The organism is Novosphingobium sp. EMRT-2, assembly GCF_005145025.1.
Taxonomy (GTDB): Bacteria; Pseudomonadota; Alphaproteobacteria; order Sphingomonadales; family Sphingomonadaceae; genus Novosphingobium.
In genome coordinates, this window is sequence record NZ_CP039697.1 from 463250 (window position 1) to 476526 (window position 13277).

Sequence of the window (13277 nt, forward strand, 5' to 3'; positions counted from 1 at the left end):
GGGGCTCAGCCGAAGATCGGCGCCGCCGGACTGTCGGTTCCGCGTACCACAAACGCCTTGGCCGGCACCGAAGCGGTGTTCCGGAACGCATGGGCGAGGCCGGTCGGGATGGTGAGCGTATCGCCCGCCCCCAGCAGAAGCGCTTCGCTGCCCCAGCTTACCTCCAGCGTCCCTTCCTGCACGATCAGCACTTCCGCTTCGGCGCGGGCGTGCATCGGAACATAGGCACCGGTCTGCAACGTCAGCAGGCGCAACTGGAACCCGTGCGGCCACCAGCCCGCAATCGGGCCAGCCGCGAAACCGTCTCCGCTGGCGCCCACCGCGATCAGACCGGCCTCCTCGACGCCTTCGCGCGCGAGAGGCGAATCCGGGTTCGCCACGGCATCGCCCCAGCGGACGATGCACTGCATCAGCTTCTCGATCGGCGGGGTGGCGAGTTCGCGCAGTTGGCTCTCGTCGAGAGGGGCCTCAAGCTCCATCTGGCGCAGGGTGTGCTCACCCTCGCTGGTATCGATCAGTTGCCCGCCCTTGACGAGCTTCAGTCCGAATCCTTCGGCCGCCTCGAACACCGCCGGCGCCCAGGTGACCTTGCCCGGATCGTCTTCGCCCAGCACGGTGAACAGCATGCCCAGGCCATCGTCGATCTTTTCGAAGCCGCGGAACATGTGGATCGGCACCGACACGACGTCGCCCGGTCCGATGTCCAGCGTGCCATCCTCGCGGTTCGGCCCGAACAGCAGCCGCCAGTGCCCGGAATGGACCATGAAGACCTCGGCGGTATCATGGCTGTGCTGCGAATTGACGCAGCCGAAGGGCTGGCGCGCCGCCCCGATGTTGAAACCGTGCTTTTCAGTTATGTGCACGAACTGGTCGGTGCTTTCGGACACGCCCGGACCGATGATTGTGAAGTTCTCCTTCTCTGTCGACCCCGGCGTGCGGGTATCGATGAAGGCGGTGCGGCAAGGCACGAGATCGGCATAACGCACCAGGCGCTGCGCCATGGCCTCTCGGGTCCACTCGGTCACGATAAGCTCCAAACTTGATGTTGCATTCGAATGCAAATCTGGTAGGTCAAGACCGGGGAAAGCGCAAGGCCGAGTTTTCGCTTTTCGGATTAGGCCTGCACTGAAACGAGAAAAGAGACCGCCTTCGATGCTGCCGGCCGAGAGCACCGTACCCGTCCTGTTCCTGCCCGGAACATTGTGCGATGCGCGCGTTTTCGCCGCGATCTCGGGCGCGCTATCCGCCGAACGCACGCTTCATGCCGATCTGACGCAAGATACGTCGGTGCAAGACGCGGCCGAAAGGCTGCTGGCGACGGCGCCGGACCGGTTCATCGCCGTGGGTTTTTCTCTCGGCGCCATCGTTGCGCTGGAACTCGCCGCCCGTGCGCCGCACCGGATCGCGGCCATGGCCCTGATCGCCGGCAACGCGCGGCCTGTGCCAGAGGCCGATCATGCCGCCCGTCGCGCCGCGGTGGCCGGTGTCGATCCCGCAACGCTCGTCAGCGAACAGCTCTGGTCACGGTATGTCCACCCGTCGCGCAGCGATGAAAAGTGCCTTCGCGCGCTGATCATCGCCATGGCGAACGCGTGCCCGCCGGGCACGGCCGAACGGCAGACCGAGATCGCGCTTTCACGCCCCGACAACCGCCCGCGCCTTGCCCGCATGGACATGCCGACACTCGTACTTTCGGGCGCGCAGGACGTCGTCGCGCCCGAAGAGCTGCAGGCCGAAATGGCCAACGCCCTGCCCTGGGCGACATGGACCGAGGTTGCCAATGCGGGGCACTTCCTGCTTCTTGAGCAACCCGCCGCCTGTTCCGCCGCGTTTTCCACCTGGCTCGGGCAGGTCGATCTTCACCAATCGCGCGCAGAACGTCAGTGCGCAAACATCTCAACCTATTCCAACGCGTCGGAGGTATCGTGACCGAAAGCAATCCCAAGCCCGTAAAGCCGGTCGAATCCGCGAAAGCGGCCGCGCCCTCCGGCGGCAGCGTCCTTCAGGTGGAGCGCCGCGATTTCACGCAGCTGGTGCCCGAAAACCGGCCGCGGGTGCAGTCGATGCGCGGGTTCGACGAATCCTATACCGACATCGTCGACTACATCATCCGCTGTACCCACCGCATCTGGGACGAGCGCGACGTGGGGCTGATCTACAGCCACTACACCCACAACTGCGTTGCCTACACCACGCTGGGCACGATGTATGACCGCGAGACGCACATCCGCGACACGATCCAGCGGCTTGTCGAGTTTCCGGACCGCCGTGGCATGGCGCAGCAGGTGATCTGGCGCGGCAACGACGTGGACGGCTTCTACACCAGCCACATGACCCACGGGCTGGGCCGCCACTCCGAGTTCGGTTCGTGGGGCAAGCCCACCGGTCGGACGTTCTGCACCCGCACCGTTGCCGAATGCATGATCCTGGAAAACAAGATCTACAAGGAATGGATCGTCCGCGACAACATGGGCCCGCTGATCCAGGTCGGCGTCGACCCGCAAGTGTTCGCCGAAGGGCTGGCGCGGAAGAAGTTCGAAAACGGCGAGACGGTGCTGGACCTTGCCGAGAACCGGCGCCTGCTGGGCCAGTATCCGCCCGAAAGCGAAGCCGACCTTTCGATCGCCCACAACGAAGGCGAGGAACAGCTGCTCCGCTGGCTGCACCACATCTACAACAAGCGCATGTTCGGCCTGATCCGCGACATCTACGCGCCCAATTGCCAGTGGCATGGCCCCTTGATGCGCGAACTGGGCGGCGTTGCGGCGGTGCTGCAGCAGACGATGCGCCTGGTCGCCCTGATCCCGGATTGCGCCTTCGTGCCGCAGCATATCTGCTCGGTCGACAGCGAAGAGGGCGGCACCAAGTATGCCCTGCGCTGGACCATGGACGGTCACCACATGGGCTACGGCTCGCTCGGCGCGCCGACCGGCCACCACCTTTCCGTGATGGGCGTCACCCACTTCCACATTCGCGACGGCAAGATCGTCGACGAATGGGTTGTCTATGATGAACTCTCGATGCTGGTCCAGATCAAGCTCGCCGAACTGCAGCGCGCCGCCTGATCGCATCCGTGCTTGCCGTGCGGCCCCCACCGCGCGGCAAGCCCTCCCGCCCTCCCGTTCAGCGGACCGATCCCATGTCCATTCCCGCCGCTTCCGTTCCGCTGCCGCACTCCGATCCAGCCTCGGCCGAACCCGGCCTTGGGCGTCAGGTGCTGGTCTTCGTGCTGCTGCTTGCCTGCGAGTTCCTCTATGGCTGGGCCTGGAACACGGTGGACGTGCTGCGGCCCTACATCCGGGAATCGCTGGGGCTTTCGCTGATCGAGGCGGGCTCGGCCTATTCGGCGCAGGGCGCGGGCGCGCTAACCGGGGCCATCGTGCTGGGGCAGATCGCGGATCGCATCGGGCGCCGCCGCGTCCTGTCGGGCCTCGTGTTCGGCTACGGTGTGCTGCTGCTCGCCGGCATGATCGTTGCGAGCTACCCGCAGCTTCTGCTTCAGCGTTTCCTGCTCGGCTTCTTTGCCGGCGGTTCGTTCCCGGTGGTGGTGGGCATCTACATCAACCTGTTCCAGCCCACCTTGCGCGGCCGCCTTGCCGGCACGCTCAACGCTGCCTTCAGCCTGTCAATCGTCATGCTCGGCGTGGCGATGGGGCTGGTCGCGCCGGGCAACTGGAAACACCTGCTGCTGATCGGGGGCATTCCTCCCCTCGCCCTGGCCTTGCTTGTCCTTGCCGCCATCCCCACAGGATCGCGCATGGATCGCGGGGCGCGCGGCGGGGTATCGCGCCTGCCGGTCAGCGAACTGTTCGCGCCGGGTCTGCGCCGGCAGACGCTGATGCTGGCGACCATGGCCGGCCTCAATTTCTTCGGATACGCGGCGTTCAGCGGCTGGCTCACAACCTACCTGACCGGCGAACGCGGGTTCAGCGCCCAGACCGCCGGCGCGCTGGTTGCCTGGCAGTTCAGCGGCAATATCGTGGGCGGCTTCTTCTGGGGCTGGGCCGCCGATCGCTTCGGGCGCCGCTTCAACGCCATCGGCTTCCTCATCGCTTCGGGCGCGATCGCGGTCTATCTGCTGGGGCCGGCGGACCCGACGGTGCTGAAACTGGCCGGGCTCATCTATGGCGCTGCACTGTGCTCCAGCGTGATCTGGGGACCGTGGATGGCCGAACTCTATCCGCCGCACCTGCAATCGACGGCCGCCTCGATCTTCAACTGGGGCCGGGTGATCAGCTTCTTCGCGCCGATCATCACCGCGCAGATCGCGCAGTCCTTCAGCCTGGCAACGGCGATGCTGCTGGGTGCAGCGTCGTTCACAACGGCAGCCGTAATCTGGCTCATGCAGCGGGAAACGCTGCAGCGGAGGTAGGCGGCAACCGACTCTTCCCCTCCCGCCTAGCGGCGATTGCCAGACATGCACGATAACGCTACCATGGCTGTCAATGCATTGATGCCGGAGGACGCGTAGCTCATCTCCCCGGCATCGATCGACGACAAGCGTGAAGGCGCTGCGCCCCGGGAGACTGCAAGGAGCCATGGCCCACATTCTGGACGAAGTCCTGCCGATACTGGGCGGAATCCTGGCGCCACACGGTCCGCCAGCACCGGGCGCGGCGGCCAGCTATGTGCCCGGCGACTTCAGCGTGCACTTCTTCCTCCAGCTGACCCTGATCATCCTGGCCTGTCAGGTCGTGGGCCGGATCGGGCAGAAGTTCCTCGGCCAGCCGCAGGTGGTCGGCGAGATGATCGCGGGCGTGCTTCTCGGTCCTTCGCTGCTGGGGTTGCTCGCGCCCGGCCTGCAGGCGGCCATCTTCCCTGCGGAAACGCGCAATGTGCTGTATGCAGGGTCGCAGCTTGGTGTGGCGCTCTACATGTTCCTGGTGGGGCTGACGTTCAGCCCCGCGCACTTCCGCGCGAAGGCGCGCAGCGCGGCCGCCGTCTCGGTCTCGGGCATCGCCGCGCCGTTCGCGATCGCGGTGGTCATCACGCCGTTCCTGCTCGACGTGCCGGGCCTGTTTGCGGCGAACATCGGCCGCACCAGCGCCACGCTGTTCACGGGCGCCTGCATCGCGCTGACGGCCTTCCCGATGCTGGCGCGGATCATCAACGAGCGCGGCCTGTCCGAAAGCCCGCTGGGCACGCTCTCGCTCACCGCCGGCGCGTTCGACGATGCCGCGTCATGGTGCGTGCTGGCGGTGGTGCTTGCCACGTTCGGCGGTGGCGCGGGAATCGCGGTCATCGCCATCGGGGGAGCGCTTCTCTACGCGGGCCTGCTGTTCGCGTTCGGCCGGCGCCTGCTGGCCCCGCTGGGCCATGCGGTCGAACAGCGCGGAGAAATGAGCATGGCCGTGCTGGCAAGTGCGCTGATGCTGCTGTGCCTTTCGGCCTTTCTGATGGACGCGATCGGCATCCACGCCATCTTCGGCGGGTTCATCCTGGGCGTGTTCATGCCGCGCGGGCTTTTCGCCGAAGAGCTGAAGCGCAGGGTCGAGCCGCTCACGGTGGTGATGCTGCTGCCGATGTTCTTCACCTATTCGGGGCTGAACACGCGCATGGACATGATCGGCTCGTGGCCGCTGTTCCTGCTGGCGCTCGGCATCCTGGCCGCGTCGATCCTTGCGAAGTTCGGGGCCTGCTACCTCGCCGCGCGGCTGTGCGGAGAGGACAATCCCACCGCGCTCGGCATCGGCGCGCTGATGAATTCGCGCGGGCTGATGGAACTGATCATCATCAACATCGGCCTGCAGAAGGGCCTGATCGGGCCGACGCTGTTCGCGATGCTGGTGTTCATGGCGATCGTGACGACGATGATGGCCGGCCCGTTGTTCGAACTGGTCTACGGCTCGCGCCGCATGGCGCGGCAGGACATCGCCGTGCCGGCCGAGTGACCGGCCGGCGCCAGCATCAGGTCATGAGGCTGTCGTCGGCCAGTAGGTCGCATAGCGCTCATGGGCGATCCTGAAATAGGGCACGAGGCGGACCGGGGCACCCGTCGATGACGGCACGGTGAAGTGCAGCGGCTCCGGGCCGGGGCGAATCCGGTCCAGAATATCCTCCGGATCGCCAGCCAGTTGCGGCGGCGTGAACGGGCCATCGTTATAGGCGCCATAGAGGCGTTCGTTGACGATCACATCGGCCCCCTCCTGCAGACCTTCATGGCCGAGCGCGCCGGCCAGCACGAGCGGACCGTACGTGAACGCCACGATGTCCGGCGCGGCGGGCGCGCGGTCGATCGCGAGATGCATGGCCAGCACCAGCTCCACCTGATCGCCGTTCTCCCAGGCGCGGCGCACGTCAATGAAACGACCGGGGCTTTGCGACCGCGCGACCTCGCGCCCGTTCACGAGCACGGTCGCCTCCTTGCTCCAGCGCGGGTGACGTAGCTTGAGCGTCGCTTCGGTCGGGCGCTTCAACGCCCATTTCAGCAAGGTCGACGGGCGCTCGGGGAAAGCGGTGGTCTGGGTCAACACCGCATCGCGTTCGGCCCAGCGCACGGTCGAGGGGATGAACAGGTTCACGACGATACTGTCGTCATCCCGGAAATAGATCGAATCGCGATACTTGACGTGGTTTTCCATGCCCGTGCCGGTGCAGCACCAGAACGAATCCTCGGGCGTGTGGTACAGCTTCATGTAGCCCGGCCGTGCGCCCTGGAAATAGGTGACCATGCCGCTGTCCGGGTCCTGCGACGCAAGAATGCCGTTGTACAGCACGCGCTCGTAGTAATCGGCATAATCGGCCTGTGGATCGCGCAGGAACAGCGCGCGGGTCAGGCGGAGCATGTTGTGCTGGCAGCACGTCTCGCCGCCCTTCGCCGAGAACACGTGGCTGGCGAAATCGGCCATCGGGAAGAAGTGCTCGTTGTCGCCGTGGCCGCCGGTCGCGAACGAGCGGGTCTGCGCCACCGTCTTCCAGAAGAACGCGGCGGCGTTCTGGTAGGCGGCGTCGCCCGTGGCTTCGTAAACGCGCTCAAATCCGATGATCTTGGGTATCTGCGTGTTGGCATGCAGCCCGTCGAGATGATCGCGCTCCTGCGACAGCGGCTCCAGGATCGCCTTGTGCGAAAAGCGGCGGGCCAGATCGCGGTATTCGGGCTTGCCGGTCATGAAATAGAGATCGGCGAGAACCTCGTTCATGCCGCCGTGCTCGGTATCGAGCATGGCCTCGAATTGCGTGTCCGACAGCGGGGCGGTGGCGATCACCGCCCAATCGGCAAGGCGCGTCAGAACCTCGCGCGCCGTGGCGCTTTCGGCCAGCAGCGCCCCGTCGCGCAGCCCCGCGAAGATCTTGTGCAGCGTGTACCAGGGCACGCCCGTGATCGGCTCCCCGCGCAGATGCGCCGCAACCAGCGCGACACCCTTGGGAAACGCGCAGACCAGGCCGGTGCCCGACGCCCGCTGGCATTCCGCCAGTTCGCCGGCGATATAGTCCACCCGTTGCCGGAACCGGCGATCCCGGGTCGATCGCCACGCCAGCGCGCAGGCCGACAGATAGTGGCCAAGCGTATGCCCGTGGCAGTTGATGTCCGCCCAGATGCTCGCGGATTCCCAGCCGCCATAGACCGGCGCCTTGGGCACAAGCCCCGCGTTGATCCGGAAGTTGTGCAACAGCCGGTCGGGCTGCAGGCGCAGCAGATAGGCTTCGGTCATGCGCTGGGCGTGCAGGAATGGGCCTTCGCCCAGATCGACATCGGCCAGATCGAACGGCCGCAGCGCCGGCGCGGGCACGCCTCCGGCCGGTGAGGGCGTCGCCCCTTCCACGGTGGCCGGCGCAAAACCGGCAGCCACTGCCGCCGTCGCGGCGGAACAGAGGAAGGCGCGGCGCGAATGGCCGCAGCAGGAAGCGTGGTCCATGGTTTTCCCTCGCACGGGTCCAAATTCAGTTGCGCCGCGATCCATTCGGACGAAGCAGGGCGGCTTCTCCCCAGTTGACCGGAATGTCTGCGGCGACCACGCCGGAACTGCGGGTCACCAGTTCGACAATCCGGGCGCCCGCTAGGTCTGCCGTCAGCAGCTGCGCCTGATCGCCCCGCCGGAGCGGCCGTGACTGGGCAAGCAACCGGCCATCGCCGTACACCTGGAAAGTGACCGGCGGCGTATCGGGCGCGGCGGAATCATCGATCCCCACCCGCGCGCGGAATTGCCGGTATCCCCCGCTACGCACTTCCAGACGTGAATTGGCCAGCACGCCGATCCCGTTCGCCAGCCATTGCCCGGCGATGCGCTGCGGCTGGTCGTAAGGCGTGCGATCCACCCGTGCGCCGCCCCAGCCGCCATAGCGCGGGAAATCGCCCTTGCCGCGCGTGCCCTGCCATTGCAGCGGCGCGCGGTGAACCAGCGGGTCCGGCTGGGGCACCTGCACGCCGTCCACCGCCGGGTTCACGCTGCCGGGCTGCTCGGAAAGATAGACTCCGTCCGCCAGCAGGCGCGTTCCCCGCGCGGTGAAGATCAGCGTTTCGCGCGACTCGAGGTGAAGCCCGACCTCGCCCGTGAAACTGGACATCGCGCCCGACCACAGATCGGTCAGCCCTATTTCTCCCGTATCGGCGAACGCCAAATGCGCGGCGGTCAGTTTCATGTCCACCGGGCCGCTGCCCCGGTTGAACACCGCCACCGCCTTGTCGCCGGTCGCCAGCGTCTTGACGAAGATCTGCACCTCGTCGCTGTCGAACGCGAGCGTCGCCTGGTTGCCGGCCGGGTCCTGATCGATCGCGATGATGCGTTCGTTGCCCAGCAGCTCCAGCAGCGCGGGCGAGGCGTGGCGCAGGTCATAGCCGATGAACAGCGGCGCATTGACCATCGCCCACAGCGCGAAGTGCGATCGCGCCTCGGTCAGGTGATGCTCGTCGAAATCGCCGGTGCCGACGAACAGCATGTCGGGATCGTTCCAGGAGCCGGGGTGCGCATAGAGCGGCCGGCGCGCGACGGTATCGAGATTGTGCAACATTCTGGCCCAGCTCGGCGCAATGTCCTCGCTGGTGCGCGACATGCCGCCGACATCCTTGCCCCAGGCGCGCACGTCGGCGGAGCCCCACAGGCAGATCGAGAAGATATAGTGGCCGTCGGGCCGGTAGCGCTGGATCGCATCGGCCACTTCGCCATAGAGGCGCCGCACCGCGGCCACGTCGGTCCGCGCCAGGCTATCGGAATCCACCAGCGGCGGCAGCGCGCGATAGCGCCCGGAGCGGACTTCGGGATGATCCGCCGGCAGCCCGCGAATGCCGCAGCCGTCCACCTTGATGAAATCGAAGCCCCAGTCCTGGAAATAGAGCCGGATGTCCTGATCGATGTGGCCATAGAGCCCCACCTCGCGCTCCGCCACGCTGCCTTCGGGCTGGTTGGGCATGGTCGAGGTATAGACCTGCCCGCACGAATTGCGCCCGATATCGCTGTAGATGCCGGCCTTGAAGCCCATCGCGTGCAGGCGATCGGTGAAGGGACGGAAACCGGGATCGGCCCCCTGCACGATGGCCGAGGGAAACTGCGCGGTGCGGGGCATCATGCGGCCGTCCGGCTGGCGCCGCTTGAGCCACCAGCCGTCATCGACGTTGATGTAGCGATAGCCTTTGGCGGCAAGCCCCGAACGGAGGATCGCCTCCGCCGAACCCATGATCTTCTCTTCCGAAATGTCCGAGGTGAAGGCGTTCCACGAATTCCACCCCATCGGCGGCACGGAGGCGTCGCCACGCACGTTGGCGGTCCATCGCCCGGTGGGGTCCAGCGGGTCCGCCTGGGCGACCGCCGGAATGGAAGCCAGCGCCAGCGCGGCGATGGCCGGCACGAACAGGCACTTCACCGCTTCAACTCCCGGCCGAAGAAGGGCAGCACCTCGTCCTGAAAGCGGAAGGCGACACGGCTGACATGGGTGCCGGGATAGATGGTGAAGCTGTTCGCCACCCCGTAGCCATCGAGCAGGTCGTGGAGCTTCTGCGCATCCACCTTCAAGCTGTCCTGATCGCCCACGTCGATCGCGATCGCGCGATACTGGCGGAGGTTGCCGATGTATTGATCGGCAAAGGAGAGCGGCGCGTTGGCCGCCCACCGGGCGATGACGTCGGGCCTTGTCACGCCGTTCTCGACGGGCAGGTCAAGGTAGAGCGGCGGCTTCTTCGGATTGGGAGACCAGGCCGCCGCCACCGCGAACTGGGCGCGCAGCGGGAACGGAAGCTTCGCCGAATCCGCCGGCGACGTCACGCTGGCCAGCGCGGCCGCCGCCTCAGGGGTGAGCGGATCGGCGGCGCGGGCCGAAAGGCAGCACGGCGACATCATGTAGAGCGCGCCGAACGTGTCGGCGTGCTTCATCCCGATCCGCGCCGTGCCATAGCCGCCCATCGAATGCCCGGCGAGCCCACGGCTCAGGCGATCGGGTATGGTGCGGTAATGCGCATCGACGTAGCGGACCAGATCGCGTGAAACGAACGTCTCGAAATCGCCCGTGGTCATCGAGCCCGAATACATCGACCCGTTGTACGCGGTCTTGGCATCGGGGATCACCACGATCATGTCCGGCAGGCCCTTGGCATAGGCGTTGGCGATCGTCTGCGGCACATGGATCTCCTGAACCCATTGTTGGGCACCGATCGAATAGCCGTGCAGCGCATAGAGCACCGGATAGCGCCGCCTGGGCTGGGTGGCGTAGTTTGGCGGCAGCACGACGAGCACCGTCCGGTCCGCCGCCTCGCCTTCCAGATTGCCTTCCAGCGCCGCGCCATGGACCGTGATGGTCTGCACCGTCAGCCGCGGCGCGCCGGCGACGACCGGCGGACTCTCGGTCACCGCCTGGGAAAACGCCGGGGACGCCGCGAAGCTGGCGCCTATGAGGACAAGCCCGGCGAGAAGACCTTTCCGATTGAATAACAAGGATTTGCCCACGTTCAGTTCCTTTCCTTCACGACGCGCCCGGTGCCAGTTGCAGGCCCGGGCCGTTCAGTATCACGCTCTTCCCCGGCGCCAGCCGCACGCTGCGGCGCGCATCGCCACACCGGACGACCAGCGAACCGGGGACATCGGCGGTCAGCACCGCCCGTTCCAGCCGTCCGCCCCGCCACGCGATATCGACGCCAATCGCCCCGCGCGCGCGCAGGCCGCACACCGATCCGGACGGCCAGGCACGCGGCAGCGCGGGCAACAGCAGCAGTTCCCCGTCGCGGCTCTGTATCAGCATCTCGGCCACGGCGCGGGTGCCGCCGAAATTGCCGTCGATCTGAAAGGGCGGATGCGCATCGAACAGGTTGGGATAGGTGCGATCGGCCCCCAGCAGGAAAACGAGGATGCGATGCGCATGGTCGCCATCGCGCAGCCTGGCCCACAGGTTGGCCCGCCACGCTGTCGCCCAGCCGGTCGATTCATCGCCGCGCAGCTCCAGCGACCGCCGCGCCGCGCGCGCCAGCGCCGGGGTCGTATCGGGATCGATCTGACCGCTGGGAAACAGGCCATAGAGATGGGAGACGTGCCGGTGATGCGCATCGGGGGCGGCGGCGTCCCAATCGGCCTGCCATTCCTGAAGCTGCCCTTGCGTGCCGATGCGGTCGGGCGCCAGCCGCGCGCGGGCAGCGCGGAGCTGCGCCGCGAAACCGGCGTCGGTATGCAGGATGGCGGCGGCCTGTGCCGTCCGGTCGAACAGGTCGCGCAGGATCTGCTGGTCCATCGCCGGCCCCGCGCACAGCGACGCTCCTTGGGGGTGCTCGTTCTCGGGCGACAGCGACGGGTTGGTCACGAGATATCCGCTGGCCGGATCGGTCTGCAGCGTATCGAGGAAGAACAGCGCCGCCCCGCGCATCAGCGGATAGACCGTGCGCAGATAGGCGATGTCGCGCCCGTAGTCGTAGCGGTCCCACAGATGGAGGCACAACCACGCCCCGCCCATCGGCCACAGGCCGTATTGCGCGCCGTCGATGGGGGCCGTAGCCCGCCAGCCATCGGTATTGTGATGCGCCACCCAGCCGCGCGCGCCGTACATCGCGCGCGCCGTGTGTTCGCCCGTGATCGCCAGCTCGCGGACCAGTTGCACGAGCGGCGCGACGCACTCCGGCAGCGCGGTCACTTCCGCCGGCCAGTAGTTCATCTCGGTGTTGATGTTGATCGTGTACTTCGAGCCCCACGGCGGCTGCGGCGCATCGTTCCACAGCCCCTGCAGGTTGGCCGGCGGGCCGCCGGGGCGCGACGAGCAGATCAGCAGGTAGCGCCCGTAATCGAAATAGAGCGCCGCCAGCGCCGGGTCGTCCGTGGTTGCGCCGGCGCGGATGCGCTCGTCGGTGGGGCGGTCCATCGCGGGGGTGCGGCCCAGGTCCAGACGGACGCGGCGGAACAGCCGCCGGTGCTCCGCCGCCGTATCTTCGGCGATGCGGGCAAAGCCCTTGGACGCAGCGCGCTCGATCTGCGCGGCCGTGGTGGTTGCGGGATCACCGCCGACATCGTCGAAACGGCGGTAGCTGGTGGCCATCGCGACGAGGATGGTCACCGTATCGGCACCGCGAACCGCTAGCCGTTCGCCCCGCGCTTCGGTCACGCCGCCCTGCGCCATCACGCGGACGGCCGTGGCGAAGCGCAGCGCGCCGGCCACGCCGTTCTCCGCCGGGCCTTGCCCGGCAAGCCGGATCGTGTCGCCGCTCGCGATCACGGTGCCGCGCTGCGGCGTGGTCAGCGCCACATCGAGGTCGATCCGCCCCGGCCGGTCGCAGGTCAATTCGATCGCGATCACCTGGTCCACCGGCGAGGCCACGACCGCGCGGCGGTAGCGCAAGTATTGTGTGGCGAACCGCGTGGTGGCGAGCGCCGCGTCAAGATCAAGCTCGCGCCGGTAATCGACCAGCGGGCCAAGGCCGGGCAGGTCCAGCAGCAGATCGCCGATCGGCTGGTAGGACATCTGGCCCAGCGGCTTGGCCATCAGCCGCGCGTTGGCCAGCGCCTGCGCTTCCGCGAATTGCCCGGCGAAGATCAGCCGACGCACTTCCGCCAGCGCCCCCTTTGCCCCCGGATTGACCGGATCGTAGGGGCCACCGCTCCAGAACGTCGCCTCGTTGAGCGCGATCCGCTCGTGCGCGCCACCGCCGAACACCATCGCCCCCAGCCGGCCGTTGCCCACAGGCAGCGCCTCTGTCCATTGCTCCGCCGGTTGGCGATACCACAGCCGCGCGGCCGGGATCGGCGGCTCCGCCAGCGCCAGGTCGGGAACTGCAAGCCCGGAAACCGTAAATCCAGCGCCCAGCCCGACCGCGCCTTCGATCAGGCCCCGGCGGGTGATGCCGCGCGCTTCGTCCGTCATCGCGGTCCCCG

Annotated in this window: 9 protein-coding genes; 4 read left to right on the forward strand and 5 right to left on the reverse strand. The window is 67.2% G+C overall.

All coding sequences use genetic code 11. From position 1 onward, the window contains the following. Positions 1 to 5: 5 nt before the first annotated feature. Positions 6 to 1025 carry a cupin domain-containing protein gene (locus FA702_RS20110; protein WP_124808890.1) on the reverse strand — a complete coding sequence of 340 codons (1020 nt, stop codon included), beginning with the start codon at positions 1023 to 1025 and terminating at the stop codon, positions 6 to 8. Between the two features lie 127 nt (positions 1026 to 1152). On the opposite strand from FA702_RS20110, the gene FA702_RS20115 reads away from it, so the two are divergent. The 4 genes from FA702_RS20115 to FA702_RS20130 all read left to right on the forward strand — a co-directional run bounded on the left by FA702_RS20115 (position 1153) and on the right by FA702_RS20130 (position 5891). Next, the gene (locus FA702_RS20115; RefSeq protein WP_168196161.1) at positions 1153 to 1929 is read left to right on the forward strand and encodes an alpha/beta fold hydrolase; all 777 of its coding nucleotides are present in this window, start codon (positions 1153 to 1155) and stop codon (positions 1927 to 1929) included. Next, positions 1926 to 3065: an ester cyclase gene (locus tag FA702_RS20120; protein ID WP_199558035.1), complete on the forward strand. Its 1140-nt coding sequence runs from the start codon at positions 1926 to 1928 to the stop codon at positions 3063 to 3065. The genes FA702_RS20115 and FA702_RS20120 overlap by 4 nt, the downstream gene beginning before the upstream one ends. Before the next feature lie 74 nt (positions 3066 to 3139). Then, entirely contained in the window at positions 3140 to 4372 is a 1233-nt protein-coding gene (locus tag FA702_RS20125) for an MFS transporter (protein WP_124808888.1), read from the forward strand. 166 nt (positions 4373 to 4538) lie between these two features. Beyond that, complete coding sequence (locus tag FA702_RS20130) at positions 4539 to 5891, forward strand: cation:proton antiporter (protein ID WP_136957860.1); 1353 nt, start codon at positions 4539 to 4541, stop codon at positions 5889 to 5891. 21 nt (positions 5892 to 5912) lie between these two features. On the opposite strand, the gene FA702_RS20135 is transcribed toward FA702_RS20130, so the two are convergent. The 4 genes from FA702_RS20135 to FA702_RS20150 form a co-directional block, all read right to left on the reverse strand. Next, positions 5913 to 7856, reverse strand: coding sequence for a glycoside hydrolase family 127 protein (locus FA702_RS20135; protein ID WP_136957861.1), 1944 nt, complete (start codon positions 7854 to 7856; stop codon positions 5913 to 5915). Positions 7857 to 7881: 25 nt separating this feature from the next. After that, complete coding sequence (locus tag FA702_RS20140; RefSeq protein ID WP_370385527.1) at positions 7882 to 9798, reverse strand: NPCBM/NEW2 domain-containing protein; 1917 nt, start codon at positions 9796 to 9798, stop codon at positions 7882 to 7884. Then, the gene (locus FA702_RS20145; RefSeq protein WP_255504859.1) at positions 9795 to 10778 is read right to left on the reverse strand and encodes an alpha/beta hydrolase family protein; all 984 of its coding nucleotides are present in this window, start codon (positions 10776 to 10778) and stop codon (positions 9795 to 9797) included. Before FA702_RS20145 ends, FA702_RS20140 begins: the two co-directional genes overlap by 4 nt. Before the next feature lie 112 nt (positions 10779 to 10890). Further along, on the reverse strand, positions 10891 to 13266 hold the full coding sequence (locus FA702_RS20150) for a glycoside hydrolase N-terminal domain-containing protein (protein ID WP_136957863.1): 2376 nt from the start codon (positions 13264 to 13266) through the stop codon (positions 10891 to 10893). Positions 13267 to 13277 lie beyond the last annotated feature (11 nt).

Bases quoted from the DNA above. Each gene is read 5' to 3' on its own strand.
- FA702_RS20150 (WP_136957863.1), bottom strand. From the start codon at position 13,266: ATGACGGACGAAGCGCGCGGCATCACCCGCCGGGGCCTGATCGAAGGC.
- FA702_RS20115 (WP_168196161.1), top strand. From the start codon at position 1,153: ATGCTGCCGGCCGAGAGCACCGTACCCGTCCTGTTCCTGCCCGGAACA.
- FA702_RS20130 (WP_136957860.1), top strand. From the start codon at position 4,539: ATGGCCCACATTCTGGACGAAGTCCTGCCGATACTGGGCGGAATCCTG.
- FA702_RS20135 (WP_136957861.1), bottom strand. From the start codon at position 7,856: ATGGACCACGCTTCCTGCTGCGGCCATTCGCGCCGCGCCTTCCTCTGT.
- FA702_RS20125 (WP_124808888.1), top strand. From the start codon at position 3,140: ATGTCCATTCCCGCCGCTTCCGTTCCGCTGCCGCACTCCGATCCAGCC.